The sequence below is a fragment of the Streptomyces sp. 12E genome (genome assembly GCF_055633275.1).
Genome location: NZ_JBVNCJ010000001.1, coordinates 1,906,495 through 1,933,115 on the forward strand (window position 1 = coordinate 1,906,495; position 26,621 = coordinate 1,933,115).

A 26,621-nucleotide genomic window follows, 5' to 3' on the forward strand; every position below is an offset into this window, starting at 1 on the left:
CGTGAGGCTGCACCGGACACCGCGCCGGGGACAGATCCGCAAAGGGCTCCGCGCCTCTCGGGGCGCCCCTGAGAGGAGAGCCGCGTATGGCACCGACCGCCCGCATCCCCTCCGTCCCGGCGCCCGGGGACACCCTCGGGCGCCGGGAGCGGGCGCGCGGCGCGCTGCTCGGCCTGGCCGTCGGTGACGCGCTGGGCGCGCCGGCCGAGAACATGAAGCCCTCCGAGATCCGCGCGCGGTGGGGCCGCATCACGGGATACGTGGCGGAGCACCCGGCGGGCACGGACGACACCGAGTACGCGATCTTCTCGGGCCTGCTGCTGGCCCGGCACGGCTCCGCGCTCACCCCGGCGCACGTCGAGGCGGCCTGGCACGAGTGGATCGCGGACCGCGCGGAGGGGCCTTTCCGGGGCGCCGGCTTCAGCGAGCGCGGCACGCTGGAGAACCTGCGCCGGGGACTGGCCGCGCCGATCTCCGCCCAGCACCGGCACGCCTGGAGCGACGGGCTGGCGATGCGGGCGGCGCCCCACGGGGTGTTCGCGGCCGGCCGTCCCGACGAGGCGGCCCGACTGGCGGCGGTCGACGGCTCGGTCAGCCACGACGGCGAGGGCATCTACGGCGGCCAGGCGGTCGCGGCGGGCGTGGCGGCGGCGATGGCCGGGGCCCCGGTGGTCGCGGTGGTGACCTCGGCCCTGGCGGTGGTGCCGGAGGACTCCTGGACCGCCCGCTCGCTGCGCCGCGCCGTCACCGCGGCCCACCTGGGCGAACGCGCGGTCCGCGCGGCGGTGGTGATCGGCGGCTACCCGTGGACCGACCTGGCCCCCGAGGCGGTCGCCCTCGCCTTCGGCGCCTACGCGGCGGCCGACGGCGACTTCGAGCAGGCGGTCCTGACCGCCGTCAACATGGGCCGCGACGCCGACACCACGGCGGCGGTGGCCGGCGCCCTGGCGGGCGCGACCCGGGGCGCCGCGGCCATCCCGCCGGCCTGGTCGTCCGCCATCGCCCCGGCCCGCGGCACCTGCCTCCCGGCCATGGCGGGCCACCACGTCCTGGACATCGCGGACCTGCTGACTCCGGAGATCCCCACATGACCACCACGACACCCCCCGCCGGAAACCCCACCCCGCCCGCGGCCGCCGACGGCGGGTCCGCCCCACAGGGGCCGCCCGCACCCGGCCACGAGAGCCGCACGGGCGGCGCAGGCGGGAACATCCGGGCCGAAGGCGAAGCCGGGGCCGAACGCCCCGCCCCGCCGCGGGCGGGGATCGAGGGCCTCCTCCTCGGCCTCGCCGCGGGCGACGCCGCCGGCTGGCCGGCCGCTCGCCACCGAGCCGCCCGCATGCCCGAGTGGACACGACGCCTGACCCGGGAACTCGACACCTTCGCGGAACGGAACGCCACCACCACCCTCCCCGTCCCGATCGCCCTCAACCAGCCCTCCGAGCCCCTCCGCCTCGGCCCCTCCGACGACGCCGAGTGGGCCGCCTTCGCCGCCGAAGCGGTCCTGCGCGCCGGCGACGACACCGCCCTCGGCGACCTGAGCCGGGAACGCCGCACCCGTGCCGCCATCGACCTGACCTGGAGCTCCGTGGCCGCCGAGATCGCCGCCGCCACCGAACGGGCCCCCGAGACCGAGTCCGCCGTCCTCCCCCTGCGCGCCCGCATCTCCGTCCGGGCCGGCCTGGGCAACCTCGCCACCGGTCTGCGCCCGCCCGCCACCGGCCACGACAACCCGCACTACTTCGACGACGCCGCCTGCGTACGCGCCTGCGTCCTGGCCGTGGCCCACCCCGGCGACCCACGTGCCGCCGCCGACCTCGCCGAGTTCGACGCCCGCTACACCCAGGACGGCGACGGCGTGCACGGCGCCCGCGCCATGGCCGCCGCCGTCTCCCTCGCGCTGGCCGGCGCGGACCCGCACACCTGCGTGGCGGTGGCCTGCGCCCAACTGCCCGAGGACACCGAGATCGGCCGCAACGCCCGGCACGCCCTGAAGCTCGCGGCGGACGCCGACAGCGCCTTCGCCCTCGTACCGCCGCTGGAGCACCAGATCGTCGACCACGTCTACAGCTACGGCGTCGCCGCCGCCGAGACCGTCCCCGTCGCCCTCGCCCTCACCACCGCCGCCCGCGGCCGGATCGCGGAGGCGGTCCCCGCGGCGGCCTGTCTGTCCCGGGTCGCGGACTCCGCCCCGGCGCTCGTCGGCGCGCTCACCGGCGCGCTGGGCGGCGGGGCCGCGATCCCGGGGACGTGGCGGGAGAGCTGCCGCACCCTCTCCGGCTGCGTACTCCCCCGGCTCACCGGCACGGACCTGGTGGAACTCGCCGGACTCCTGGAAGCCGCACAGCCGGCCCCGCTGGAGGGATGATTCGGGCATGACGCGTGAAGAGGAAGAAAACGGCGGCCGGGGCCTGCCCCTGGACGAGCGGATCACCGGCGCCCTCGTCGGAGCGGCCGTCGGCGACGCCCTCGGCGGGCCGGTCGAGGGCTACTCCCCCGAGCAGATCGTCGAGCGCCACGGCGGACGCGTACACGGTGTCGTCGGCCCGTGGAACGGCGCCGCGTGGCGCACCGCCCGCCCCATCGCGCCGTACCACAAGGGCGACGGCCACGTCACCGACGACACCCTGATGACCCACGCGCTGATCCGGGTGTACGCGACGGTCCGCGACCACCTGGACGCCTACGCCGTCGCCGACCACCTGGTCCCGGACCTGATGACGAACCCGCGCTGGATCCCGGAACTGGAGGCGGAGGCGCTCCCGCTGCAGCGGATCTTCCTCGCCGAGAAGTGGCTCGTGGCCCGCCTGCACTACGGCCACGCCGACCCGCGCGAGGCCGGCGCCGGCAACATCGTCAACTGTGGCGCCGCGATGTACATGGCCCCGGTCGGCCTGGTCAACGCCGCCCACCCGGCCGCCGCGTACGCCGAGGCGCTGGACGTCGCGGGCGCGCACCAGTCGTCGTACGGCAGGGAGGCGGCCGGTGTCTTCGCGGCGGCCGTGGCGGCGGCGTGCGCGCCGGGTGCGACGGCGGACTCGGTCGTCGCCGCGTGCCTGTCCTCGGCGAAGGACGGCACACGGGAGGCGATCGAGAAGGTCTGCGAAGCGGCGTCGCGGCACACGGACTTCGAGTCGGCGCTGGGTCCGCTGCGGGAGGCGGTGACGCCGTACGACACCGTGGGCCCCGACTACCGCTCCCCGTCCCTGGGCGCCCGCCGCCCGTCCCGGCTGCACGCCGTCGAGGAACTCCCGGTCGCGCTGGGCATGCTGGTGGTGGCGGGGGGCGACTTCCGGCACGCGGTCCTCGGCGCGGTGAACTACGGCCGCGACTGCGACTCCATCGCCACGATGGCCGGCGCGGTGGCCGGCGCGCTCGGCTCACCGGTCCCCGAGGACTGGGCCAAGACGGTGGCGGAGGCCAGCCGCCTCGACCTGTGGGAACCGGCGGCCGTCCTCACCGCCGTGACCCGCGAGGTCTTCGCGCGCGACGTGGACCGCCGCCGCGCCCACGAGCGGGCCTTCGCGAAGCTGGGAGGCCCCGGATGCTCCGACTGACCTGGGTCCAGCCGGAGGACCTGATCGGCCACGAACTGCGCCAGGCGGCCCAGGACGGCCGCGAGCCCTCGGCCGTCGCCGCCCGCTGGCGCGCGGCGGGCGGCCCCGAGGCCCCTCTCACCGCGGGCGCCTCCCCCCGTCCCGCCTCCCCCTACCTCCGCCTCCTGGCCACCGACCTCCTCGACGAACTGGCCGACCTCCCCAGCAAGCTGGCGGACGACGAACCGACCGACCTGCCCCGGATCAGATCCCTGTGCCCCCACTGGCCCGTTCCTGCGGACGGTCGTGCCTCCCCCGGAGCCCGAAAGGCCCGGGAGGCGCCCTTGGGGGCGATGGAGGTCCCCCCGCGCGAGCGGAGCCGAGAGCGGGGGAGGACGGGCGCCGGGGAAGGCGCCCCGGGGGCGCCGGTCCGCGCAACCACCCCCCGAGCACCCCACCCCGCGAGCCTGGAAGCCGCCTGGCTCGGCAGAGCAGCCGGCTGCCTCCTCGGCAAACCGGTGGAGAAGCTCCCCCTCACCGGCATCCGTCGGCTCGCCCGGGCCACCGGGAACTGGCCCCTGACCACCTACTTCACCGCCCGCGGCGTCCCCGAGGACCTCTTGGCCAGGTACCCCTGGAACCGCCGCTCCGCGGCCACCTCCCTCGCCGAGAACATCGACGGCATGCCCGAGGACGACGACCTCGACCACCCCCTCCTCGCCCTCCTCGTCCTCCAGCGCCACGGCCGCGCCTTCACCCCCACCGACGTGGCCCGCGTCTGGCTCGACGAGCTCCCCGCCGGCCGCGTCTTCACCGCCGAACGCGTCGCCTACCGCAACCTCCTCAGCGGAATCGAACCCCCGCTGACCGCCCGCCACCACAACCCCTTCCGCGAGTGGATCGGCGCCCTGATCCGCGCGGACGTGCACGGCTGGACCAACCCCGGCGACCCGGCCGCCGCCGCCGAGCAGGCGCACCGCGACGCCACCCTCACCCACACCGCCAACGGCGTCTACGCGGCGATGTTCACCGCGGCCGTCATCGCCACCGCCGCCACCGGCGACCACGACGTCCACGCCTGTCTGCGCACCGGCCTCACCGTCGTGCCGCCCCGCTCCCGGCTCGCCCTGGCCGTCCGCCGGGCCGTTCGGCTGGCCCACGAGCACACCGACTTCGACACCGTCGTCGACGTCCTGCACGCCACCTACGCCGCCACCCACCACTGGGTGCACGCCGTCCCCAACACCGCCCTGATCGCCGCCGCCCTCACCCATGCCGACGGCGACTTCACCGGCTCCGTCTGCCGTGCGGTGTCCGGCGGCTGGGACACCGACTCCAACGGCGCGACGGCCGGCAGCGTCGCCGCCCTTCTCGCCGGTTCGCCCCGCGCGCTCCCCGAACGCTGGACGGCCCCGCTGAAGAACCGCCTGGCCACCTCGGTCGGCGGCTTCCACGGCACCGGCTTCGACACCCTGGCCCGACTGACCCACCTGGAGGCCACCCGCCCATGACGCCGTATCACCCCGCCCCCTCCGGTCCCCCGCTGACCGGCCTGCGCGTCCTGGACCTCGCCACCCTCTTCGCCGGCCCCCTCGCCGCTACCCTGCTCGGCGACTTCGGCGCGGAGGTGGTCAAGGTCGAGCATCCGAGGAGACCGGACCCCTCCCGCGGCCACGGCCCGTCGAAGGACGGCATCGGCCTGTGGTGGAAGATGCTCGGCCGCAACAAGCGCACCATCACCCTCGACCTGTCCAAGCCCGGCGGCCGGGCCACCCTCCTGCGCCTCGCCGGGACCGCCGACGTCGTCATCGAGAACTTCCGCCCCGGCACCCTGGAGAAGTGGGACCTGGGCTGGCCCGAGCTGTCCGCCGCCAACCCCCGGCTGATCCTGGTCCGGGTCACCGGCTTCGGCCAGTTCGGCCCGTACGCGCACCGTCCGGGCTTCGGCACCCTCGCCGAGGCGATGAGCGGCTTCGCCGCGATCACCGGGGAGCCGGACGCCCCGCCGACCCTGCCGCCGTTCGGCCTGGCGGACTCCATCGCGGGCCTGACCACGGCGTACGCCGTCATGACCGCGCTGGCCGGACGGGACCGCACGGGAGAGGGTCAGGTCGTCGACATGGCGCTGATCGAGCCGATCCTCACCGCACTCGGACCCCAGCCGACCTGGTACGACCAGCTGGGCCACGTCCAGCCCCGCACCGGCAACCGCTCCCAGAACAACGCGCCGCGCGGCACCTACCTCACCGCCGACGGCACCTGGGTCGCCGTCTCCACCTCGGCCCAGTCGGTCGCCGAGCGCGTGATGGTGCTGGTGGGCCGGCCGGACCTGATCGACGAGCCCTGGTTCGCCACCGGCGAGGAACGGGCCCGGCACGCGGACGTCCTGGACGAGGCGGTCGGCGGCTGGATCTCCCGGCGCACCCGCACCGACGTCCTGGCGGCCTTCGAGAAGGCGGAGGCGGCCGTCGCCCCCGTCCAGGACGTACGGGACGTCATGACGGACCCGCAGTACCAGGCGCTGGACACGATCACCACGGTCGACGATCCGGAGCTGGGCCCGCTGCGCATGCAGAACGTGCTCTTCCGGCTCTCCGGCACCCCGGGCGCGATCCGCTGGGCGGGCCGCCCGCACGGCGCGGACACCGAGGAGGTCCTCACCGAGCTGGGCCTCGCGTCCGACGACCTCGCGGAGCTCCGCGCGGAGGGCGCCCTGTGACGGGCTTCCCCCTGACCTGGCTGTACGCCCCCGGCGACCGTCCTCCCGTGGTGGCGAAGGCGCTCGCCTCCGGCGCCGACGTGGTGGTGATCGACCTGGAGGACGCGGTCGCCCCCGACCGCAAGGCCTACGCCCGCTCCGCCACCGCCGAGCTGCTGCGCGACCCGCAGCCGGTTGCGGTCCACGTCCGCGTCAACGCCCTGTCCGGCCCCTGGGCCCGCGCCGACCTCGCGGCCGTCGCGCCCGCCCCCGGCCTGTCCGGCCTGCGCCTCCCCAAGGTGTCGTCCCCGTCCGAGGTCGTACGCGTCGCCCGGCGCGCCGTGTCCGCCCGCGGCGGTCCACTGCCCCTGTACGCCCTCCTGGAGTCGGCCCTCGGCATCGAGCGCGCCCACGCCGTCGCCACCGCCCACCCGTCCCTGCGCGGTATCGCCATCGGGGAGGCGGACCTACGGGCCGACCTGGGCGTGCGCGACGACGCGGGACTCGACTGGTCCCGCTCCCGGGTGGTCGTCGCCGCGCGGGCGGCGGGCCTCGCCCCGCCCGCCCAGTCCGTCCACCCGGACATCCGCGACCTGGACGGCCTGCGCGCCTCCTGCGCCCACGGCCGCGCCCTGGGCTTCCTGGGCCGCGCCGCGATCCACCCCCGCCAGCTGCCGGTCATCGAGCGCGCCTACCTCCCCACGGAGGAGGAGGTCGAACAGGCGGAGACCGTCGTCAAGGCAGCGGCCATGACCCCGGGCGCCCAGGCCCTCCCCGACGGCACCTTCATCGACACGGCAGCAGTGCGGGCGGCCCGGAGAACCCTGTCCCTGACCACCAGGACCTGACAGGTCCCCCGGCTCCTCGCTCCCCCGCTCCACACGGACCGAGGGCGCCCGGAGAACCCCGGACGCCCTCGGCGCGGTACAGCAGGCGGCGGTCAGCCCTTCTTCGCCGACCCGGCCCCGTCCTTGTCCTTGGAACCCCCGGAGCCTCCGGAACCCCCGGAGTCCGAGGAGTCCGAGGAGTCCGAGGAGTCCGAGGAGTCCTTCTTCAGCGAAGGAGCATCCTTCTCGTCCTTCTCCCCGGCCTCGGCCCCGTCGGAGCCGGCCCCGGCGCCGGACCCGTCCTCACCGCCGAAGGCCCCCGGCTCCACCACGTCCTCCCGCCCCGGCCGCTTCCGCGCCGACAGCACGATGTACAGCACCGCGAGCAGGAAGACCAGGACCGCCGTCCAGTTGTTCAGCCGCAGCCCGAGGATGTGGTGCGCCTCGTCGACGCGCATGTACTCGATCCAGAACCGCCCCGTGCAGTACCCGGCGACGTACAGCGCGAACGCCCGCCCGTGCCCGAGCTCGAACCGCCGGTCGGCCCAGATCACCAGCAGCGCCACGCCGACGCACCACAGCGACTCGTACAGGAACGTCGGGTGGTACGTGCCCGGTACCCGCCCGTCGGTGGAGGAGGTGATCTCCAGCGCCCAGGGCAGATCGGTGGACCGCCCGTACAGCTCCTGGTTGAACCAGTTGCCCCAGCGGCCGATCGCCTGGGCGAGGGCGATGCCCGGCGCGATGGCGTCGGCGTAGGCGGGCAGCGGAACGCCACGGCGGCGGCAGCCGATCCACGCGCCGAGCGCGCCGAGCGCGATCGCGCCCCAGATGCCGAGACCGCCCTCCCAGATCTTGAAGGCGTCCACCCAGTCACGGCCCTCGCTGAAGTACAGCTGGTAGTCCGTGATCACGTGGTAGAGCCGGCCTCCGATCAGACCGAAGGGCACGGCCCAGACAGCGATGTCGGCCACCGTGCCGGCCCGCCCGCCCCGGGCGATCCAGCGCTTGTTGCCGAGCCAGACGGCAACGAAGACGCCGATGATGATGCAGAACGCGTAGCCGCGCAGCGGGACGGGGCCGAGGTACAGCACCCCGCTCGACGGGCTGGGAATGTAGGCAAGTTCCATGGCAGGGTCGACGCTACCGTGCCGGACCGGCCGCACGGCGGGCAGCCCGGCTACGGCTCCATAACAGGACCGTCGGACGGTCGGTACGGGGCGTCACCGTCCCTTGTCGGCCTCCTCGACCATCTGCTTGAACTTCTCGGGGGTCATCGAGCGGTCCTGGTTGATGTCCTTGCCGTCGAACATCACCGTCGGCGTGCCGCTGAAGCCGCTCTTCTGGAACGCCTCGTGGGACTTGGCGACCCAGCTGTTGTGCGTGCCGTCCTCCACGCAGGCGCGGAAGGCGGGGGTGTCGAGTCCGTCGACCTTGCCGGCCAGCTCGATCAGCTTGTCGTCGTCGGCGAAGGCGTCGTCGCTCTCCATCGGCTGGTTCTCGAACAGCACGTCGTGGTACGCGGCGAACTTCCCGGCGTCCTGGGCGCAGGCGGCGGCGTTGGCCGCGTCGCGGGAACCGGTGCCGCCCATGCCGTTGTCGATCAGCGTGACCAGGTGGTACTCCACCTTCAGCCGGCCGGAGTCGGTCAGCTCGTGGATGGTGGGGCTGTAGTTCTGCTCGAAGACCTTGCAGGCCGGGCAGCGGAAGTCCTCCCACACGGTGAGGGTGGCCTTGGCGTCCTCCTTGCCGACCGGGATGACGAGGCCGTCCTTGCCCAGGGCCCCGGAGGGCGCCACGACGGGACCGGCCGCCTCGCTCTCCTCGTCCCCGCCGGAGTTGGCGGCGATGACACCGATCACCGCCGCGAGCCCCAGGACGCAGAGCACGCTCGCGCCCACGATCAGGGCACGGCGTCGCTTCTCCGCCGTCTTCCGCTTCTCACGCTCGACCGCCAGCCGCTCCCGGGCGGTGCGCTTTCCCTCAGGGTTCTTCTCGCTCACACCCCGCAGAACGAACCGGGGAGGCGCACAGCGCCTCCCCGGTCCCAGGACCACCCTTACGAGGGATCCGTATGACTGCCTGCGGACACCCCGGCCGGTCACACCTGTCGGCGTACGCCCTTGGCCAGGTCGCCGGCGAGCGCGCGGACGGCCTCGACGCCGGCCGCGTCGTCGGGGGCGTCCAGCATCCGCTTGACGAAGGCGGAACCGACGATCACGCCGTCGGCGAAGCCGGCGACCTCGGCGGCCTGGGCGGCGTTGGAGACGCCGAGGCCGACGCAGACCGGGATGCCGGTGGTGGCGCGGGTGCGCCGCACCAGGTCCTCGGCCTGGGCGCCGACCGACTCACGGGTGCCGGTGACGCCCATCAGGGAGGCGGCGTAGACGAAGCCGCTGCCCGCCGCGGTGATCTCGGCGAGCCGCTCGTCCTTGCTGCTGGGCGCGACCACGAAGACCGTGGCGAGCCCGTGCTTCTCCGCGTGCTCCCGCCAGAGCGCCGACTCCTGGACGGGCAGGTCGGGCAGGATGCACCCGGCGCCGCCCGCCTCGGCCAGCTCGGCGGTGAACCGCTCGACGCCGTAGCGGTCGATGGGGTTCCAGTAGGTCATGACGAGGATCGGCTTGCCGGTGGCCGCGTGGGCCTCGCGGACCGTGCGCATCACGTCGGCGATCTTCACGCCGCCGCGCAGGGCGATGTCGTCGGCGGTCTGGATGACCGGGCCGTCGAGGACGGGGTCGCTGTGCGGCAGGCCCACCTCCACGACGTCGGCGCCGCCGTCCAGGGCTGCCTTGACCGCCTCGATGCCGCCGTCCACGGTCGGGAACCCGGCCGGGAGGTAGGCGATGAGGGCGGAGCGGCCCTCGGCCTTCGCCGCGGCGAGGGTGTCGTCCAGCAGCCGCATGTTCCCGCTCACTTGGCGTCCCCCTCGATCTCGGCGGTGCCGGCCTCGTCGGCGGCGACCTCGGCGTCGGTGTCGTACAGCCCGAAGTAGCGGGCGGCGGTGTCCATGTCCTTGTCGCCGCGCCCGGACAGGTTGACGACGATCAGCCCGTCCTCGCCCAGCTCCTCGCCGACCTCCAGGGCGCCGGCGAGGGCGTGCGCGCTCTCGATGGCCGGGATGATGCCCTCGGTGCGCGACAGCAGGCGCAGGGCCCGCATGGCGGCGTCGTCGGTCACCGCGCGGTACTCTCCGCGGCCGCTGTCCTTGAGGTAGGAGTGCTCGGGTCCGATGCCCGGGTAGTCCAGACCGGCCGAGATCGAGTACGGCTCGGTGATCTGGCCCTCGTCGTCCTGCAGGACGTACGACCGGGAGCCGTGCAGGATGCCGGGCTCGCCCGCGGTGAGGGTGGCCGCGTGCTCGCCGCTCTCGATGCCGTGTCCGGCGGGCTCGCAGCCGATGAGGCGTACGCCGGCGTCCGGGATGAAGGCGTGGAAGAGGCCGATGGCGTTGGAGCCGCCGCCGACACAGGCGATCGCGGCGTCGGGCAGGCGCCCGGCGCGCTCCAGGAGCTGGCGGCGGGCCTCGACGCCGATGACGCGGTGGAAGTCGCGGACCATGGCCGGGAAGGGGTGCGGTCCGGCGACGGTGCCGAAGAGGTAGTGCGTGCGGTCGACGTTGGCGACCCAGTCGCGGAACGCCTCGTTGATGGCGTCCTTCAGGGTGCGGCTGCCGGACTTCACGGCGATGACCTCGGCGCCGAGCATCCGCATCCGCGCCACGTTGAGGGCCTGGCGCTCTGTGTCGATCTCGCCCATGTAGATCGTGCAGTCGAGCCCGAAGAGGGCGCAGGCGGTGGCGGTGGCCACGCCGTGCTGGCCGGCGCCGGTCTCGGCGATGACGCGGGTCTTGCCCATCCGCTTGGTGAGCAGGGCCTGGCCGAGCACGTTGTTGATCTTGTGCGAGCCGGTGTGGTTCAGGTCCTCGCGCTTGAGGAAGATCCTTGCTCCGCCGGCGTGCTCCGCGAAACGGGGGACCTCGGTGAGCGCGCTCGGGCGGCCGGTGTAGTTGACCAGGAGGTCGTCGAGTTCCCGGGCGAACCCGGGGTCCTGCTTGGCCTTGTCGTACTCGACGGCGACCTCGTCGACCGCCGCGACGAGGGCTTCCGGGATGAACTTGCCGCCGAAGGCCCCGAAGTACCCCTCGGGGCTCGGGATCCGCCCCTCCGGATCGGGGATGAAGAAGGTGCTGGGCATGCGTGTACCTCACGGTGAGTGTGTGTCGGGCACTGATCGCCGTGGGGGCGGGGTGGTCGGCCGGTCACCGGCCGGTCGCGCTCACGCGACGGAGTCGCATGTCCGGTGCAGCCCCGCGCCCCTGTGGGGCGCGTCGCCATCGCCGCCCGTTGACCTGCCCGGGTTCGTCGCCGATCACGTAGCGGACCCTGCGACCGTGCACCCTGCGGGCGGGGGCACGGCAGCCTCGGGGCCGGCAGCCACGTGCGAGGCGGGAGAGGGTCATCGGGGCCGGTCTCCGGGATGTCAGCCGCGGCCGTGGCGCAGTGCCGGGTGCTCGCCCGCCGCCACCAGGTCGGAGACGGCCGTCCTGGGGTCCTTGCCGGTGACCAGGGACTCGCCCACCAGGACGGCGTCGGCGCCGGCGTTGGCGTAGGCGATGAGGTCGTGCGGGCCGCGGACGCCGGACTCGGCGACCTTGACCAGGGTGTCGGGGATCTCGGGGGCGACCCGCTCGAAGGTGCCCCGGTCGACCTCGAGGGTCTTGAGGTTGCGGGCGTTGACACCGATGACCTTGGCGCCCGCGTCGACCGCGCGCTCGACCTCGTCCTCGTCGTGCACCTCGACGAGCGGGGTGAGTCCGATGGACACCGCACGCTCGATCAGCGACTCCAGGGCCGGCTGGTCGAGGGCCGCGACGATCAGCAGGGCGAGGTCGGCGCCGTACGCGCGGGCCTCCCAGAGCTGGTACGAGGTGACGATGAAGTCCTTGCGCAGCACGGGGATGTCCACGCGCGCGCGGACGGCCTCCAGGTCCGCCAGGGAGCCGCCGAAGCGGCGCTGTTCGGTGAGGACCGAGATGACGGCGGCGCCGCCCGCCTCGTAGTCGGCGGCGAGTCCCGCCGGGTCGGCGATCGCGGCGAGCGCGCCCTTGGACGGGCTGGAGCGCTTCACCTCGCAGATCACCTTGACGCCGTCGCCGCGCAGGGCGGCCACGCCGTCCTTGGCCGCGGGAGCCTTGGCCGCACGCTCCTTGAGCTCGTCGAGGCTGACGCGCGCCTGCCGCTCCGCGAGGTCGGCACGGACTCCGTCGATGATCTCGTCGAGCACACTCACGCGAGCGGCCCCCTTCCTGACGGTCGGTCTTCACTGGTCACTGCGATGGTATCCGCAGCAGGGCGCATGCCTCGCATCCAGGTGGACGCCACTCCCCCCACCTGGAATTCCGTCGGTCGATCAAGGATGCAGCCAGCCGCCGAACGGCAGGTTCCGGACAACCGTGAAAGCCAGCAGCAGCGCTCCGAGGGACCACAGCAGCACCGGCGGCGGATCGATCCTCAGCGGCGGCCCGCCGCGCGCCGCGCGGACCACCCAGACGGTCCACAGCACGGCGCAGACGGCGTAGCCGAGGACGGCGGGCGCGTTGGCCTGGAGGGCCGCCGGGAGGTCGCCGTGGACGACGGCGTGCGCGCTGCGCAGTCCGCCGCAGCCGGGGCAGTACAGGCCGGTGAGGCGCAGCAGCGGGCAGGCGGGGTAGTGACCGGGCTCGTTGGGGTCCACGGCCCCGACGTAGGCGAAGGCCCCGGCGACGGCGGCGAGCAGCCCCGCGGGGACGGCCAGCCGGGCCGCCCTGCCGGGGGGCGTGCCGGGGGTGGGAGCGTTCACGCTGTGCATTGTGCCCCGGACGCGGCGCGGGGGCGGTTCCGGCACCGTGCCGGGCCCGCCCCCGTGCGGAGTGCTCCGCCGTGCTCAGCCCTGGGCGCGGGCCGGCGCGCGGTCGCCGGTGACCTGGTGCACGGGGTGGTTGCTCTTCGGCTGGCCCATGCCCATCGAGCGCATGACGGCGCCGACGACACCGCCGAGGAGTACGACGCCCATGCTCGCCCAGAAGCCCACGGGCTGGTCCATCACCATGAACGCGCCACCGGCGCAGAAGCCGATGAAGGCGATGATGACACCGGTCCAGGCGGCCGGGGTGTGACCGTGGCTGCTGCCCGCCATTGCTTGCTCCTCGTTGCTGTGTACGTGTCTGAGCGGACGCTCGCTGCCATTGTCCCGCACGCGCCCGCCGGGGGTGAGCGGGGGTGTGCGCGGGACCGCGGTCACCGGCGGCCGTGCCTCCCCCGCCCATCGCGGGGGCGCCGGCCCGGCGGCGCGGCTACGCGCCCGTCGGGTCCTCGCCCCGGTCCAGGGCCTTCCAGAGGTCCTCGGGGCGGTCGGGGTCGACGGAGGCGGGCCTGCGACGTGCGCGCGGGGCGCCGTCGCGCTCGTAGCGGCCGGACATGGCCGGCCAGAGACGGCCGTAGCGCAGGGCGAGCAGGCCGGCCAGCAGCAGCAGGACACCGCCCGCGGCGGCCGCGTACGGCCACGCGGTGTGGCTGAGGGCGTCCACGGTCGCGGACGTGTCCCCCGACGCCTGGGCCGCCTTCTCGTCGAGCGCCCCGCTGTCCGACGCCCCGAGCAGCGCCGCCACCACCGTGCCCGCCCCCGACAGCGCCAGCAGCGCCGCGACGGCCAGGCGACCGGCCCGGCGCACGGCGAACACCGCGACCAGCGCCGCCAGCCCCACGACGGCCAGGGCGGCGGGCACGCCCGTGACGTCGCTGCCCTTCGCGGTCAGCGGGAACGCGCCGCCGGCCACCGTGGCGGTGCCCTCCGACCACTGCTGCCGGGTGGCGAGCAGGGCCACGGCCGCGCCCAGGGCGCCGCTCAGCAGGGCGACGGCGAGGCTGAGGCGGCCGCTGCGGGCGGAGCCGGCGGCCTCGGAACGGGGGGTGGGTACGGCAGTCACGCCCTCCACTATCGCCCGAACCCCGGGCGAACCGACACCCGGGGTTCGTTTCAGGCCGTTCCCAGCCGGTTCGCGGTGTGCACCGCACGCAGCACCGCCGCCGCCTTGTTGCGGCACTCGGTGTCCTCCGCGACCGGGTCGGAGTCGGCCACGATCCCCGCCCCGGCCTGCACGTACGCGGTGCCGTCCCGCAGCAGTGCGGTACGGATCGCGATCGCGGTGTCGGAGTCGCCCGCGAAGTCGAGGTAGCCGACGCAGCCGCCGTACAGTCCGCGCCGGGACGGTTCGAGTTCGTCGATGATCCGCAGCGCGCGCGGCTTGGGCGCGCCGGAGAGCGTGCCGGCCGGGAAGCAGGCGGTGAGCACGTCGAACGCGGTGCGGCCGGCGCTGACCCGGCCGGTGACCGTCGAGACGATGTGCATGACGTGCGAGTACCGCTCGACGGACATGAAGTCGACGACCTCGACGGAGCCGGGCTCGCAGACCCGTCCGAGGTCGTTGCGTCCGAGGTCGACGAGCATCAGGTGCTCCGCGCGCTCCTTGGGGTCGGCGAGCAGTTCGTCGCCGAGGGCCTGGTCCTCCTGCGGGGTGGCGCCGCGGTGCCGGGTGCCGGCGATGGGGTGGACCATGGCCCGTCCGTCCTCGACCTTCACCAGCGCCTCGGGGGACGAGCCGACGACGTCGAAGCCGTCGAAGCGGAACAGGTACATGTACGGGGACGGGTTGGTGGCCCGCAGCACCCGGTAGACGTCGAGGGCGCTCGCCGTGCACGGCGTCTCGAACCGCTGGGAGGGGACGACCTGGAAGGCCTCCCCCGCGCGGATGCGCTCCTTGACGTCCTCCACGGCCCGCTGGAAGTCGGGGCCGCCCCACGGCTCGGTGTACTCGGGCAGCTCGGAGGGCGGCAGCACGGCGGGCGGCTGGGCCACCGCGCGGGTGAGGTCGGCCTCCATGGCGTCGAGCCGGGCCACGGCGTCGGCGTACGCCTCGTCGACGCCGGTCTCCAGGTCGTTGTGGTTGATCGCGTTGGCGATCAGCCAGACCGCGCCCTCCCAGTGGTCCATGACGGCGAGGTCGCTGGTGAGCAGCATGGTCAGCTCGGGCAGCTTCAGATCGTCCCGTCCGCCGGGGCCGACCTTCTCCAGGCGGCGCACGATGTCGTAGCCGAGGTAGCCGACCATGCCGCCGGTGAAGGGCGGCAGGCCCAGGTCGTGGGCGAGGTCGCGCGGGGTGTGCAGGGCCTGGAGGGTCGTGCGCAGCGCGGCGAGCGGGTCGCCGTCCACGGGCACGCCGACGGGCGGGGTCCCCTCCCAGTACGCCTGTCCGGCGCGCTCGGTGAGCGTGGCGGCGCTGCGGACCCCGACGAAGGAGTAGCGGGACCAGGCGCGGCCGTTCTCCGCCGACTCCAGCAGAAAGGTGCCGGGGCGTTCGGCGGCGAGCTTGCGGTAGAGCGCGACCGGGGTGTCGCCGTCGGCGAGGAGCTTGCGGGTGACCGGGATGACCCGGCGGTCGGTGGCGAGCTTGCGGAACGTCTCGAGGTCCATGGCGGCAGACCTTACTGATCCGCGGCGGGGGCGTCCGCCACCAGGACGTCGGTGTCGAAGCAGGTGCGGGCGCCGGTGTGGCAGGCGGCGCCCACCTGGTCGACCTTGACCAGCACGGTGTCGGCGTCGCAGTCGAGGGCGACCGACTTGACCCACTGGAAGTGGCCGGAGGTGTCGCCCTTGACCCAGTACTCCCGGCGGCTGCGCGACCAGTAGGTGCAGCGGCCGGTGGTCAGCGTGCGATGCAGCGCCTCGTCGTCCATCCAGCCCAGCATCAGCACCTCTCCGGTGTCGTACTGCTGGGCGATGGCGGGCAGGAGGCCGTCGGGGCTGCGCTTGAGCCGCGCGGCGATCTCCGGGTCGAGGCGGCTGATCGGAGCGCTGGGGCGCGAAGCGCCTCCCTGAGGGGCGGTGGCCGGGCGGCGGGCGGGCGTGCTGGTCATGCCGACCATTGTGCCGCGCCCCGGTCCCCGGTCCCGGACGATGTCCACTGGGCGGACGCCGCGTCCGGCCGTAGGCTGGCTCGCATGTCGACCCATGCCAAGCGTGAACGACTTCTCCTGGCCGATCTCCTGGAGACCGCGGGCCCCCAGGCCCCCACCCTGTGCGAGGGCTGGACGACCCGGGACCTCGCCGCCCACGTGGTGGTGCGCGAGCGCCGCCCCGACGCGGCCGGCGGCATGCTGGTCAAGCAGCTCGCGGGACGTCTGGAGCGGGTGATGGCGGAGTTCGCCGCCAAGCCGTACGAGGAGCTGATCCAGCTCGTCCGGAGCGGCCCGCCGCGCTTCTCGCCCTTCTCGCTCAAGCAGGTCGACGAGCTGTCGAACATCGTCGAGTTCTACGTCCACGCGGAGGACGTGCGCCGCGCCCAGCCCGACTGGACGCCGCGCGCGCTCGACCCGGTGTTCCAGGACGTCCTGTGGTCGCGGCTGGAGCGCTCGGCTCGGCTGATGGGCCGCAGAGCGCCGACGGGCCTGGTGCTGCGCCGTCCGGACGGCCGGACGGTGGTGGCGCACCGCGGCGTCCCGGTGGTCACGGTGACCGGGGAACCGTCCGAGCTGGTGCTGTTCGCCTACGGCCGGCAGAGCGCCGCCACGGTCGGGCTGGAGGGCGACGAGAACGCGATCGCGAAGCTGCGCGAGAGCAGACGGCTCGGCATCTGATCCGCACCCGGAAGGCGCAGCTCGTGATCAAAGTGGCCATGACCAGTGTGTACGTCGACGACGTGGCGAAGGCGCACGCCTTCTACACCGATGTCCTCGGCTTCGAGACCCGTACCCACGTGGATCCGGGCGGGGGCACGCCGTTCGTCACCGTGGGCGCGAGGGAGGGCGCCCAGCGGGACCTGGAGCTGCTGCTGGAGCCGGGGCGGGGCCCCATCGCCGAGCCGTACCGCAGGACGGTGCGCGAGGCGGGCCTGCCCGCCATCGTGTTCTCCGTGGACGACCTCCGCGCGGAGTTCGAGCGGCTCCGCGGTGAGGGCGTCCACTTCGTCCAGGACCCGCGGGAACAGGGTCCGGTGCTCACCGCCCTGCTGGACGACACGGTCGGCAATCTGATCCAGCTGGTCCAGCCGGCCGGCTGAGCCTCACCGCACCGGGTGGCCGGCTCCCCGCAGCGTCTCCTTGACCTGGCCGATGCGCAGGTCGCCGAAGTGGAAGACGGAGGCGGCCAGGACAGCGTCCGCGCCGGCGGCGACGGCGGGCGGGAAGTCGGCCAGCTTGCCGGCGCCGCCGGAGGCGATCACCGGGACGGTGACGTGCTCCCGGACGGCGGCGATCATCTCCAGGTCGTAGCCGTCCTTGGTGCCGTCGGCGTCCATGGAGTTGAGCAGGATCTCGCCCGCGCCCAGCTCGGCGGCGCGGTGCGCCCACTCCACGGCGTCGATGCCGGTGCCGCGCCGGCCGCCGTGCGTGGTGACCTCGAAGGATCCGGACGCGGTACGGCGGGCGTCCACCGACAGCACCAGGACCTGCCGCCCGAAGCGTTCCGCGATCTCGCGGATGAGCTCGGGCCGGGCGATGGCCGCCGTGTTGACGCCCACCTTGTCGGCGCCCGCGCGGAGCAGCTTGTCCACGTCCTCGGTGGTGCGGACGCCGCCGCCCACCGTCAGCGGGATGAACACCTGCTCGGCGGTGCGGCGCACCACGTCGTACGTCGTCTCGCGGTTGCCGGACGAGGCGGTGATGTCCAGGAACGTCAGCTCGTCGGCGCCCTCGGCGTCGTACACCTTGGCCATCTCGACGGGGTCGCCCGCGTCGCGCAGGTTCTGGAAGTTGACGCCCTTGACGACCCGGCCGTTGTCCACGTCCAGGCAGGGGATGACTCGGACCGCCAGGGTCATGAAGTCACGGCTCCTCTGAATGCTTCGAGTTCCACTGAGACCAGTACGCGCGAGTCGACGAAGCCCTCGACCACCAGCAGGGTGGTGACCGGGCGCACCGAGTCGAACAGCTCCTTGTGGGCGCGTCCGACCGCGTCGACGTCCCGCGCGTGGGCGAGGTGGACGCGCGTGCGGATCACGGACTCGATGCCGAGCCCGAACCCGGCGATCGCCTCCAGCGCGCCGGCGAAGGCCGCCTTGGCCTGCTCGTACGGGTCGCCCTCGCCGTACAGCACCTCGCCCCGGAACGCGGTCGTGCCCGCCACCAGGACGCGGTCGCCCGCCGCCACGGCACGTGCGAAGCCGAAGGACTCCTCCCAGGGGTTTCCGCTCTGCACGCGCCGTACGGCATCGATCGTCATGAGGACACAGCCTCCAGGGCCTCTTCCAGGGTGAACGCCTTGGCGTACAGGGCCTTCCCGACGATGGCGCCCTCGACACCGAGCGGGACGAGCTCGGCGATGGCGCGCAGGTCGTCGAGGGAGGAGACGCCGCCGGAGGCGACCACCGGGCGGTCGGTGGCCGCGCAGACGTTCTTCAGCAGCTCCAGGTTGGGGCCCTGGAGGGTGCCGTCCTTGGCGATGTCGGTGACGACGTAGCGGGCACAGCCCTCCTTGTCGAGGCGCTCCAGCGTCTCGTAGAGGTCGCCGCCGTCGCGGGTCCAGCCGCGGCCGCGCAGCGTGGTGCCGCGCACGTCGAGGCCCACGGCGATCTTGTCGCCGTGCTCGGCGATGATCCGGGCGACCCACTCGGGGGTCTCCAGGGCGGCGGTGCCGAGGTTGACGCGGGTGCAGCCGGTGGCGAGGGCGGCGGCGAGGGTGTCGTCGTCGCGGATGCCGCCGGACAGCTCCACCTTGATGTCCATCGCCCCGGCGACCTCGGCGATCAGCGCGCGGTTGTCGCCGGTGCCGAACGCGGCGTCCAGGTCGACCAGGTGCAGCCACTCGGCGCCCGAACGCTGCCAGGCGAGGGCGGCCTCCAGGGGGGAGCCGTACGACGTTTCCGTCCCGGACTCGCCGTGCACCAGGCGGACCGCCTGGCCGTCGCGGACGTCGACGGCGGGGAGGAGTTCGAGCTTGGCCATGTCTCTACAGGGTTCCGATCCAGTTGGTGAGGAGCTGGGCACCGGCGTCGCCGGACTTCTCGGGGTGGAACTGGGTGGCCCACAGGGCGCCGTTCTCCACGGCCGCCACGAAGGGCTTGCCGTGGGTGGACCAGGTGACCAGCGGGGCGCGCATCGCCGGGTTCGTCGTCTCGAGCGTCCAGTCGTGGACGGCGTAGGAGTGCACGAAGTAGAAGCGGGCGTCCGCGTCCAGGCCGGCGAACAACTCGGAACCGGCCGGGGCGTCCACGGTGTTCCAGCCCATGTGGGGCACGATCTCGGCCTGGAGCGGCTCGACCGAGCCGGGCCACTCGTCGAGGCCCTCGCTCTCCACGCCGTGCTCGATGCCCCGCGCGAACAGGATCTGCATGCCGACGCAGATGCCCATCACCGGGCGTCCGCCGGACAGCCGGCGGTCGACGATCCAGTCGCCGCGCGCCTCCTTCAGGCCCTGCATGCAGGAGGCGAAGGCGCCGACGCCGGGCACCAGCAGTCCGTCGGCCTCCATGGCCTTGTCGAAGTCACGGGTGATCTCGACGTCGGCTCCCGCGCGGGCGAGGGCACGCTCGGCGGAACGGACGTTGCCGAAGCCGTAGTCGAAGACCACGACCTTCTTGGTGGTACTCAAGGGTTCACACCTCCAGTCGTAGAAGACCCGTGACGAGGCACATCGCGGCGCCGATGGAGAGCAGCACGATGAGGCTCGTGGGCATCTTCTGCTTGACGAAGGAGATGATCCCGCCGACGAAGAACAGGCCGACGACGATCAGGACGGTGGACAGGCCGTTCATGGCTTACAGCGCGCCCTTCGTCGAGGGCAGGATGCCGGCCGCGCGGGGGTCGCGCTCGGAGGCGTAGCGCAGGGCCCGGGCGAGGGCCTTGAACTGGCACTCCACGATGTGGTGCGCGTTGCGGCCGTAGGGCACGTGCACGTGCAGCGCGATCTGCGCCTGGGCGACGAAGGACTCCAGGATGTGGCGGGTCATCGTCACGTCGTACTCGCCGATCATCGGCGCCATGTTCTCGGGCTCGGTGTGCACGAGGTAGGGGCGGCCGGACAGGTCGACGGTGACCTGGGCGAGGGACTCGTCCAGCGGGACCGTGCAGTTGCCGAAGCGGTAGATGCCCACCTTGTCGCCGAGCGCCTGCCTGAAGGCGGCGCCGAGCGCGAGGGCGGTGTCCTCGATGGTGTGGTGGGAGTCGATGTGCAGGTCGCCCTCGGTCTTCACGGTCAGGTCGAACAGGCCGTGCCGGCCGAGCTGGTCGAGCATGTGGTCGTAGAAGCCGACCCCGGTGGAGATCTCGGTCCTCCCGGTGCCGTCGAGGTCGATCTCGACGAGGACGGAGGTTTCCTTGGTGGTGCGTTCCACGCGTCCTGTGCGGCTCATGCGCTCTGCTCCTTCTTGATCTCACGTACCGCGTCGAGGAACGCGTCGTTCTCTTCGGGGGTCCCGGCGGTCACCCGCAGCCATCCGGGCACGCCGTTGTCCCGGACCAGGACGCCCCGGTCGAGGATCTTCCGCCAGGTGGCGTGGGAGTCCTCGAACCGTCCGAACTGGACGAAGTTCGCGTCGGACTCGGTCACCTCGTAGCCGAGGGAGCGCAGTTCGGCGACCAGCCGGTCGCGCTCGGTCTTGAGCTGCTCGACGTAACCGAGCAGCGTGTCGGTGTGCTCCAGGGCGGCCAGCGCGGTCGCCTGGGTGACCGCCGACAGGTGGTACGGCAGCCGGACCAGCTGGACGGCGTCGACGACCGCCGGGTGCGCGGCGAGGTAGCCGAGGCGCAGGCCCGCCGCGCCGAACGCCTTCGACATGGTGCGGGAGATCACCAGGTTGGGGCGTCCGTCGAGCAGCCGCAGCAGCGAGTCGCCGTGACTGAACTCGATGTACGCCTCGTCGACGACCACCATCGACGGCTTGGCCGCCTGGGCGGCCCCGTACAGCGCGAGGACCGTCTCCGGGGGGACCGCGTTGCCGGTGGGGTTGTTGGGGGTGGTGACGAAGACGACGTCGGGCCGGTGCTCGGCGATCGCCTTCTCGGCGGCGGCGAGGTCGACGGTGAAGTCCTCGTGGCGCGGCCCGGAGATCCAGCCGGTGCCGGTGCCGCGCGCGATGAGGCCGTGCATCGAGTACGACGGTTCGAAGCCGATCGCGGTGCGGCCCGGTCCGCCGAAGGTCTGCAGCAGCTGCTGGATGACCTCGTTGGAGCCGTTGGCGGCCCACACGTTCTCGAGGGCGACCGGGTGTCCGGCCGTCTTCGTCAGGTATTCGGCCAGCCTGGTGCGCAGCTCGACCGCGTCCCGGTCGGGGTAGCGGTTGAGGTGCCGGGCGGCCTCGCGGACCCGCTCGGTGATCCGCTCGACCAGCGGTTCGGGCAGCGGGTAGGGGTTCTCGTTGGTGTTCAGCCGTACGGGGACGTCCAGTTGGGGCGCGCCGTAGGGGGACTTGCCGCGCAGCTCGTCCCGTACGGGAAGATCGTCGATTCCGAAGCTCACTTGTTCTCAGGCACCTTCCACCCGAACCTCGCCTTGATCGCCGCGCCGTGCGCGGGCAGGTCCTCGGCCTCCGCCAGCGTGACCACGTGGTGCGCGACCTCGGCCAGCGCGTCCTCGGTGTAGTCGACGATGTGGATGCCGCGCAGGAAGGACTGGACCGACAGACCCGAGGAGTGGCAGGCGCAGCCGCCGGTGGGCAGCACGTGGTTGGAGCCGGCCGCGTAGTCGCCGAGGGAGACCGGGGACCAGGGGCCGACGAAGACCGCGCCCGCGTTGCGCACCCGGTCGGCGAGCGCGGCGGCGTCGGCGGTCTGGATCTCCAGGTGCTCGGCGCCGTAGGCGTCGACGACCCGCAGGCCCTCGTCGAGGCCGTCGACCAGGACGATGGCGGACTGACGGCCGGACAGGGCGGGGACGATCCGGTCGTCGATGTGCTTGCTGGCCTTGACCTGCGGCTCCAGTTCCTCCTCCACCGCGTCCGCGAGCTCCGCGGAGTCGGTGACGAGGACGGCGGCGGCCAGCGGATCGTGCTCGGCCTGGCTGATCAGGTCGGAGGCGACGTGCACCGGGTCGGCGGTGGAGTCCGCGAGGATCGCGATCTCGGTCGGTCCGGCCTCGGCGTCGATGCCGATCTTCCCGGTGAAGTAGCGCTTGGCGGCGGCGACCCAGATGTTGCCGGGGCCGGTGACCATGTTCGCGGGCGGGCAGGACTCGGTGCCGTACGCGAACATCGCGACGGCGGTGGCGCCGCCGGCCGCGTAGACCTCGTCGACGCCGAGCAGGGCGCAGGCGGCGAGGATGGTGGGGTGCGGCAGCCCGCCGAACTCGGCCTGGGCCGGGGAGGCGAGCGCGATCGACGGGACGCCGGCCTCCTGGGCGGGCACGGCGTTCATGATCACGGAGGAGGGGTAGACGGACCGGCCGCCCGGCGCGTACAGCCCCACGCGGTCGACCGGCACCCACTTCTCGGTGACCGTGCCGCCGGGCACGACCTGGGTGGTGTGGGTGGTGCGGCGCTGCTCGCGGTGGACGAGCCGGGCGCGCCGGATGGACTCCTCCAGGGCCGCGCGCACGGCCGGGTCCAGCTCCTGGAGCGCGCGCTCCAGGGCGGCGGCCGGGACCCGCACCCGCTCCAGCTTCACGCCGTCGAAGCGCTCGGCGAAGTCGATCAGCGCCGCGTCACCCCGATGATGCACGTCCTCGCAGATGGGCCGCACCTTCTCCAGGGCGGCCGCGACGTCGAAGTCGGCTCGGGGCAGCAGGTCGCGCAGAGCGGGGCCCTCGGGGAGGGCGTCGCCGCGCAGATCGATTCGCGAGATCACGTGCTCAATTCTCTCAGACCCGCACGGTGGGCCGTCCGCCCGTTCCAGTGGCTGATACGTCACCCTCGCGGTGACGGTCCGCGCACATCTCGGAGATCCTCTTCACTTTCCGTGTTCGACGGGTCACCGCACCGGGCATGAACGGTTGTACGAAGGGACGAACCGGCGAGTAGGCGGGGAGGAGGGGAGTGCCGTGACCGACGGGGTGGGACCGGGCGGCGGGGAGCCGCCGGAGGATCTGACCGCCACGGAGGCCGGCATGTGGCAGGCCTTCCGCAACGGCAGCGTGTACGACCTGAGCAGCGGGGACACGGTCGTCGACGATCCGCACGGAGGGCATCCGTGGGGCCCCGAGCGGACGGTCCGGGCACGCGTCGTGTGCTGGCTGCTGCTGGACGGGCCGCCCGCCCTGGCCGGCCGGGTCTCGTCGCTGAAGCTGGTCGGGGTGCAGATCAGCGGAGCGCTGGACCTCGCGGGCGGCACGGTGGTGCCCTACCTGGAGATGCGGGCCTGCCGTTTCGAGCGGGACGTGCTGCTGCCGGAGGCCCGCTTCACGACCGTGCGGATGGTGGACTGCTCGATACCGCGTCTGGAGGCGGCCCGGCTGCACACCGAGGGCGATCTGCACCTGCCGCGCTGCCGCTTCCTGAGCGGCATACGGCTCACCGACGCCCGGATCGGCACGGATCTGCTGCTCAACCAGGCGATCGTGCACCGGGACCGCAGTGGCCGCTCGATAGCGGCCGACGGCATGAACGTGGGCCAGGACCTGCAGGCGGAGATGCTGGAGTCGCACGGCGAGCTGAGCCTGCGCAGCGCGACGATCGGCGTGTCGCTGAGCCTGCGCGGAGCCCGGCTGGTCAACCCGTACACCCGGCTCGCGCTGAACGCGCCGCAGCTGACCGTGGAGCGCTCGCTGTATCTCACCCCGGCGGGGGTGGGCGCCCAGGCGCGCAGCGGGATGACACCGGCGCGCGGGACACGGATCCAGCGCTTCGAGTGCCAGGGCGGGGTGCGGCTGGACGACGGGCGGTTCGGGGACGCGGTCGACTTCGAGGGGGCCCGGTTCGTCCTCACCGACGAGCAGGAGCTGTCGCTGCGCCGGGTGCAGACACCGGAGCTGCGCTTCCTCGGGGAGCGGCCGGTGCGCGGCAAGGTCGTGCTGTCGGGGGCGAAGGTGGTCAACCTGATGGACCGGGCGGACAGCTGGCCCGGTCCCGGCCGGCTGCACATGGGCGGCTTCGCCTACGAGAACCTGGTGCCGCGCGGGCCGTTCCCGCTGGCGATGCGGCTGCGCTGGGTGGACGCGGCGAGCGCCGAGTACAACCCGGAGCCGTACGAGCGGCTGGCCGCCGTGCTGCGGGAGGGCGGGGAGGACGAGGACGCCCGCGAGGTGCTGCTCGCCAAGCAGCGCCGGCGCCGTGAGAGTCTGCCGCCGGCGGCCAAGCTGTGGGGTTACGCACAGGACTGGACGGTCGCCTACGGATACCGGCCGGGCCGGGCCGCGGTGTGGATGGCGGTCCTGTGGGCGTGCGGTTCGCTGGCCTTCGCCCGCTCCGACCATCCGCCCCTCAAGAGCGGTGAGCATCCCGCGTGGAACCCGCCCCTGTTCGCCCTGGACCTGCTGCTGCCGGTGATCGACCTCGGCCAGGTCGGCTTCTGGCAGCTGCGCGGCGGCTGGCAGTGGCTGTCGACCGCGTTCATCCTGCTGGGCTGGATCCTGGCGACGACGGTGGCGGCGGGGGCGACGCGGACGCTGCGGCGCACGTGACGGCCTGCGCGACCACCGGGGGCCGGGGGCGCGAAGGTCCCGCGGAAGATGAGAAACGCTCCGCTTTTTGCCGGTCCTTGACCGAACCCCGTACAACCTTCCATGACTTCCGTGTCGCCTCTGGCGCCGCTGTGACCTGCGGTCTTTCAATGGTCGACACCATGGCTCTGCTGCACGCGTTCACCCGTACATCCCGGGTGCGAGGAAAGACGACGGGCGTCACGTCCCCCGTCCCCGTCGTGCTGCCCGCCGACGACGAGGTGCTGCTCGACGCACCCGACGATCTGCTGGGCCCGGCGCTGGTCGGGGCCGCGGGCGGTGACCACACGCCCGTCGCCGAACTGCTCGCCGTCACCCGGCGTACCGGCGCCTGGGAGCACCGCGACCGGTACGTGCGGCGGCTGGCCGCCTTCGCACGTTCGCGCCCCGAGTGGCTGGACGTCTGGCGCGCCCGTGATCCGCGCGACCCCGACGGGCTGCTGGTCGACGCCCAGCGGGCGGTGGACCGCGCGTGGGACTCGCCGGCCCGGACCGAGCTGCTGCGCGAGGTGAGCCCGCTGATCACGGCCGCCGCCCGGGCGGACAGCCGCGACCCGGTGCCCTGGCGGCTCGCCCTGGACCACGCCCGCGGCGCGCGCGCCGGGCACACGTACTTCGAGGAGCTGTGGGAGGCGGCGGTCCGCCGGTCCCCGCACCACCACGGCTGCCATGTGGCGGCCCTGCGCTATCTGGCGTCCTCGTGGCACGGTTCGCACCGCGAGTGCTTCACCTTCGCGGACCTGGCCGCGCAGGACGCGCCGGAGGACTCGCTCACCCAGTCGCTGCCGCTGCGGGCGGCGTTCGGCTACCTGACCGACCGTTGCGGTTCCGAGGTGCCCCGCGAACGGCTGGGGGCGGCGGCCGACCGCGCCGTGGCCCTGTCCGCCCGGCTGCCGGCGGGCCAGCCCTGGCCGGCCGAGCTGCGCAACCTGCTGACGTACGTCCTGGTCCGGCTGGAACGCCGGCAAGACGCCCTGGAGCAGCTGCGGCTGACCGGCCCGTACGCCACGTCCTTCCCCTGGGACCGGGACGCGGACGATCCGCTCGGCCGGTTCCTGGAGGTCCGTCAGAGCGTGCGCGCGGCGGTCGCGTCCGGGTGTCCCTAGCCGGGATCCGGCTCCCCGCACCGGCCTCCGGCCGACCGAGGAGTGAGCAGGGCGGTCGACTCCGCTCCGGCGACCATTAGGCTCTTGGTTCGTGACGACCGTCCGGCTTCCGCTCTTCCCCCTGAACACGGTGCTGTTCCCGGGGCTCGTGCTTCCGCTCAACGTCTTCGAGGAGCGCTATCGCGCCATGATGCGCGAGTTGCTGAAGACCCCGGAGGACGAGCCGCGCCGGTTCGCCGTCGTGGCGATCCGCGACGGGCACGAGGTGGCGCCGAGCGCGCCCGGCCTGCCCGATCCGACGGCCGTGCCCGCGCGCGGCCCGGCGGCGGGCTTCGGCGCCGATCCGCTGCACGCCTTCCACAAGGTGGCCTGTGTCGCCGACGCGGCGACGATCCGGGAGCGGGCCGACGGCACCTTCGAGGTGCTGGCGACCGGTACGACCCGGGTGCGGCTGCTGTCCGTCGACTCCTCGGGGCCGTACCTGACGGCCGAGGCTGAGCCGCTGGCCGAGGAACCGGGCGACGAGGCGGGGACGTTGGCCGAGGGGGTGCTGCGGTCCTTCCGCCAGTACCAGAAGCGGCTGGCGGGGGCGCGGGAGCGGTCGCTGACGACCGGCGCGGACCTGCCGGACGAGCCGGGTGTCGTCTCCTATCTGGTCGCCGCCGCGATGATGCTGGACACGCCGACGAAGCAGCGGCTGCTCCAGGCGCCGGACACCGCGTCCCGGCTCCGTGACGAGCTGAGGCTGCTGCGTGCGGAGACGGCCGTCATCCGTCATCTGCCGTCGTTGCCGGCCGTGGAGCTGACGCGCGGTCCGACCAGTCTCAACTGA

Annotated in this window: 30 protein-coding genes; 11 read left to right on the forward strand and 19 right to left on the reverse strand. The window is 73.6% G+C overall.

The annotated features are described in order from the left end of the window. The first annotated feature begins 86 nt into the window (after nucleotides 1-86). Genes ACZ8ZB_RS08960 through ACZ8ZB_RS08985 form a run of 6 tightly spaced genes read left to right on the forward strand, consistent with a single transcriptional unit; the run spans nucleotide 87 to nucleotide 7,082 of the window. Complete coding sequence (locus ACZ8ZB_RS08960; RefSeq protein WP_470737163.1) at nucleotides 87-1,091, forward strand: ADP-ribosylglycohydrolase family protein; 1,005 nt, start codon at nucleotides 87-89, stop codon at nucleotides 1,089-1,091. After that, on the forward strand, nucleotides 1,088-2,368 hold the full coding sequence (locus ACZ8ZB_RS08965) for an ADP-ribosylglycohydrolase family protein (RefSeq protein ID WP_470737164.1): 1,281 nt from the start codon (nucleotides 1,088-1,090) through the stop codon (nucleotides 2,366-2,368). Before ACZ8ZB_RS08960 ends, ACZ8ZB_RS08965 begins: the two co-directional genes overlap by 4 nt. 7 nt (nucleotides 2,369-2,375) lie before the next feature. Then, entirely contained in the window at nucleotides 2,376-3,557 is a 1,182-nt protein-coding gene (locus tag ACZ8ZB_RS08970) for an ADP-ribosylglycohydrolase family protein (RefSeq protein WP_470737165.1), read from the forward strand. Beyond that, nucleotides 3,545-5,047 (forward strand): ADP-ribosylglycohydrolase family protein, encoded by a 1,503-nt coding sequence (locus tag ACZ8ZB_RS08975; RefSeq protein ID WP_470737166.1) that lies wholly within the window; start codon nucleotides 3,545-3,547, stop codon nucleotides 5,045-5,047. The genes ACZ8ZB_RS08970 and ACZ8ZB_RS08975 overlap by 13 nt, the downstream gene beginning before the upstream one ends. Continuing rightward, complete coding sequence (locus ACZ8ZB_RS08980) at nucleotides 5,044-6,255, forward strand: CaiB/BaiF CoA transferase family protein (RefSeq protein WP_470737167.1); 1,212 nt, start codon at nucleotides 5,044-5,046, stop codon at nucleotides 6,253-6,255. Before ACZ8ZB_RS08975 ends, ACZ8ZB_RS08980 begins: the two co-directional genes overlap by 4 nt. After that, entirely contained in the window at nucleotides 6,252-7,082 is an 831-nt protein-coding gene (locus ACZ8ZB_RS08985) for an HpcH/HpaI aldolase/citrate lyase family protein (RefSeq protein WP_470737168.1), read from the forward strand. Before ACZ8ZB_RS08980 ends, ACZ8ZB_RS08985 begins: the two co-directional genes overlap by 4 nt. Before the next feature lie 92 nt (nucleotides 7,083-7,174). Here the strand turns inward: ACZ8ZB_RS08985 and lgt are convergent, their stop codons facing one another. From lgt to hisI, 11 genes are all read right to left on the reverse strand, one after another. After that, the gene (lgt, locus tag ACZ8ZB_RS08990) at nucleotides 7,175-8,191 is read right to left on the reverse strand and encodes a prolipoprotein diacylglyceryl transferase (protein WP_470737169.1); all 1,017 of its coding nucleotides are present in this window, start codon (nucleotides 8,189-8,191) and stop codon (nucleotides 7,175-7,177) included. 93 nt (nucleotides 8,192-8,284) lie between these two features. Beyond that, complete coding sequence (locus tag ACZ8ZB_RS08995; protein ID WP_470737170.1) at nucleotides 8,285-9,064, reverse strand: DsbA family protein; 780 nt, start codon at nucleotides 9,062-9,064, stop codon at nucleotides 8,285-8,287. A gap of 98 nt (nucleotides 9,065-9,162) precedes the next feature. Next, a complete protein-coding gene (gene trpA, locus ACZ8ZB_RS09000) occupies nucleotides 9,163-9,978 on the reverse strand; it encodes a tryptophan synthase subunit alpha (RefSeq protein ID WP_470737171.1) in 816 nt (271 codons plus the stop codon). After that, the gene (trpB, locus tag ACZ8ZB_RS09005) at nucleotides 9,975-11,258 is read right to left on the reverse strand and encodes a tryptophan synthase subunit beta (protein WP_470737172.1); all 1,284 of its coding nucleotides are present in this window, start codon (nucleotides 11,256-11,258) and stop codon (nucleotides 9,975-9,977) included. Before trpB ends, trpA begins: the two co-directional genes overlap by 4 nt. Nucleotides 11,259-11,322: 64 nt before the next feature. After that, nucleotides 11,323-11,523 (reverse strand): tryptophan biosynthesis modulator TrpM, encoded by a 201-nt coding sequence (trpM, locus tag ACZ8ZB_RS09010; RefSeq protein WP_470737173.1) that lies wholly within the window; start codon nucleotides 11,521-11,523, stop codon nucleotides 11,323-11,325. A gap of 20 nt (nucleotides 11,524-11,543) precedes the next feature. Beyond that, nucleotides 11,544-12,353 (reverse strand): indole-3-glycerol phosphate synthase TrpC, encoded by an 810-nt coding sequence (trpC, locus tag ACZ8ZB_RS09015; RefSeq protein WP_030820704.1) that lies wholly within the window; start codon nucleotides 12,351-12,353, stop codon nucleotides 11,544-11,546. Nucleotides 12,354-12,473: 120 nt separating this feature from the next. Continuing rightward, on the reverse strand, nucleotides 12,474-12,911 hold the full coding sequence (locus tag ACZ8ZB_RS09020; RefSeq protein ID WP_470737174.1) for a DUF2752 domain-containing protein: 438 nt from the start codon (nucleotides 12,909-12,911) through the stop codon (nucleotides 12,474-12,476). 75 nt (nucleotides 12,912-12,986) lie between these two features. Further along, nucleotides 12,987-13,238 carry an HGxxPAAW family protein gene (locus tag ACZ8ZB_RS09025; RefSeq protein ID WP_085573147.1) on the reverse strand — a complete coding sequence of 84 codons (252 nt, stop codon included), beginning with the start codon at nucleotides 13,236-13,238 and terminating at the stop codon, nucleotides 12,987-12,989. 157 nt (nucleotides 13,239-13,395) lie between these two features. Next, on the reverse strand, nucleotides 13,396-14,037 hold the full coding sequence (locus ACZ8ZB_RS09030) for a TIGR02234 family membrane protein (RefSeq protein ID WP_470737175.1): 642 nt from the start codon (nucleotides 14,035-14,037) through the stop codon (nucleotides 13,396-13,398). Nucleotides 14,038-14,078: 41 nt separating this feature from the next. Continuing rightward, on the reverse strand, nucleotides 14,079-15,572 hold the full coding sequence (locus ACZ8ZB_RS09035) for an anthranilate synthase component I (protein WP_470737176.1): 1,494 nt from the start codon (nucleotides 15,570-15,572) through the stop codon (nucleotides 14,079-14,081). Nucleotides 15,573-15,583: 11 nt separating this feature from the next. After that, complete coding sequence (gene hisI, locus ACZ8ZB_RS09040) at nucleotides 15,584-16,015, reverse strand: phosphoribosyl-AMP cyclohydrolase (protein WP_470737177.1); 432 nt, start codon at nucleotides 16,013-16,015, stop codon at nucleotides 15,584-15,586. An 84-nt stretch (nucleotides 16,016-16,099) separates the two neighbouring features. Here hisI and ACZ8ZB_RS09045 point away from each other — a divergent pair, with 84 nt between their 5' ends. Both ACZ8ZB_RS09045 and ACZ8ZB_RS09050 read left to right on the forward strand, forming a co-directional pair. Beyond that, nucleotides 16,100-16,735 carry a TIGR03085 family metal-binding protein gene (locus tag ACZ8ZB_RS09045; RefSeq protein ID WP_470737178.1) on the forward strand — a complete coding sequence of 212 codons (636 nt, stop codon included), beginning with the start codon at nucleotides 16,100-16,102 and terminating at the stop codon, nucleotides 16,733-16,735. A gap of 23 nt (nucleotides 16,736-16,758) precedes the next feature. Further along, complete coding sequence (locus ACZ8ZB_RS09050) at nucleotides 16,759-17,157, forward strand: VOC family protein (protein WP_470737179.1); 399 nt, start codon at nucleotides 16,759-16,761, stop codon at nucleotides 17,155-17,157. Between the two features lie 3 nt (nucleotides 17,158-17,160). On the opposite strand, the gene hisF is transcribed toward ACZ8ZB_RS09050, so the two are convergent. From hisF to hisD, 8 genes are read right to left on the reverse strand one after another with little or no spacing between them, the layout of a single operon-like run. Continuing rightward, complete coding sequence (gene hisF, locus ACZ8ZB_RS09055; protein ID WP_470737180.1) at nucleotides 17,161-17,916, reverse strand: imidazole glycerol phosphate synthase subunit HisF; 756 nt, start codon at nucleotides 17,914-17,916, stop codon at nucleotides 17,161-17,163. After that, entirely contained in the window at nucleotides 17,913-18,317 is a 405-nt protein-coding gene (locus tag ACZ8ZB_RS09060; protein WP_470737181.1) for a Rid family hydrolase, read from the reverse strand. The genes hisF and ACZ8ZB_RS09060 overlap by 4 nt, the downstream gene beginning before the upstream one ends. Next, nucleotides 18,314-19,039: a bifunctional 1-(5-phosphoribosyl)-5-((5-phosphoribosylamino)methylideneamino)imidazole-4-carboxamide isomerase/phosphoribosylanthranilate isomerase PriA gene (gene priA / locus ACZ8ZB_RS09065; protein ID WP_470737182.1), complete on the reverse strand. Its 726-nt coding sequence runs from the start codon at nucleotides 19,037-19,039 to the stop codon at nucleotides 18,314-18,316. Before priA ends, ACZ8ZB_RS09060 begins: the two co-directional genes overlap by 4 nt. A gap of 4 nt (nucleotides 19,040-19,043) precedes the next feature. Next, nucleotides 19,044-19,685, reverse strand: a complete 642-nt coding sequence (hisH, locus tag ACZ8ZB_RS09070) for an imidazole glycerol phosphate synthase subunit HisH (protein WP_470737183.1) — start codon at nucleotides 19,683-19,685, stop codon at nucleotides 19,044-19,046. Nucleotides 19,686-19,689: 4 nt separating this feature from the next. Next, the gene (locus ACZ8ZB_RS09075; protein WP_164555741.1) at nucleotides 19,690-19,848 is read right to left on the reverse strand and encodes a hypothetical protein; all 159 of its coding nucleotides are present in this window, start codon (nucleotides 19,846-19,848) and stop codon (nucleotides 19,690-19,692) included. A 3-nt stretch (nucleotides 19,849-19,851) separates the two neighbouring features. Beyond that, nucleotides 19,852-20,445 (reverse strand): imidazoleglycerol-phosphate dehydratase HisB, encoded by a 594-nt coding sequence (hisB, locus tag ACZ8ZB_RS09080; protein ID WP_386015197.1) that lies wholly within the window; start codon nucleotides 20,443-20,445, stop codon nucleotides 19,852-19,854. After that, nucleotides 20,442-21,551, reverse strand: coding sequence for a histidinol-phosphate transaminase (locus ACZ8ZB_RS09085; RefSeq protein ID WP_470737184.1), 1,110 nt, complete (start codon nucleotides 21,549-21,551; stop codon nucleotides 20,442-20,444). Before ACZ8ZB_RS09085 ends, hisB begins: the two co-directional genes overlap by 4 nt. After that, a complete protein-coding gene (gene hisD, locus ACZ8ZB_RS09090; protein ID WP_470737185.1) occupies nucleotides 21,548-22,873 on the reverse strand; it encodes a histidinol dehydrogenase in 1,326 nt (441 codons plus the stop codon). The genes ACZ8ZB_RS09085 and hisD overlap by 4 nt, the downstream gene beginning before the upstream one ends. A 193-nt stretch (nucleotides 22,874-23,066) precedes the next feature. Here hisD and ACZ8ZB_RS09095 point away from each other — a divergent pair, with 193 nt between their 5' ends. The 3 genes from ACZ8ZB_RS09095 (at nucleotide 23,067) to ACZ8ZB_RS09105 (ending at nucleotide 26,621) form a co-directional block, all read left to right on the forward strand. Continuing rightward, nucleotides 23,067-24,644 carry an oxidoreductase gene (locus ACZ8ZB_RS09095; RefSeq protein WP_470737186.1) on the forward strand — a complete coding sequence of 526 codons (1,578 nt, stop codon included), beginning with the start codon at nucleotides 23,067-23,069 and terminating at the stop codon, nucleotides 24,642-24,644. A 161-nt stretch (nucleotides 24,645-24,805) separates the two neighbouring features. Next, nucleotides 24,806-25,789, forward strand: a complete 984-nt coding sequence (locus ACZ8ZB_RS09100) for a hypothetical protein (protein WP_470737187.1) — start codon at nucleotides 24,806-24,808, stop codon at nucleotides 25,787-25,789. 91 nt (nucleotides 25,790-25,880) lie between these two features. After that, nucleotides 25,881-26,621 carry an LON peptidase substrate-binding domain-containing protein gene (locus tag ACZ8ZB_RS09105; protein WP_470737188.1) on the forward strand — a complete coding sequence of 247 codons (741 nt, stop codon included), beginning with the start codon at nucleotides 25,881-25,883 and terminating at the stop codon, nucleotides 26,619-26,621.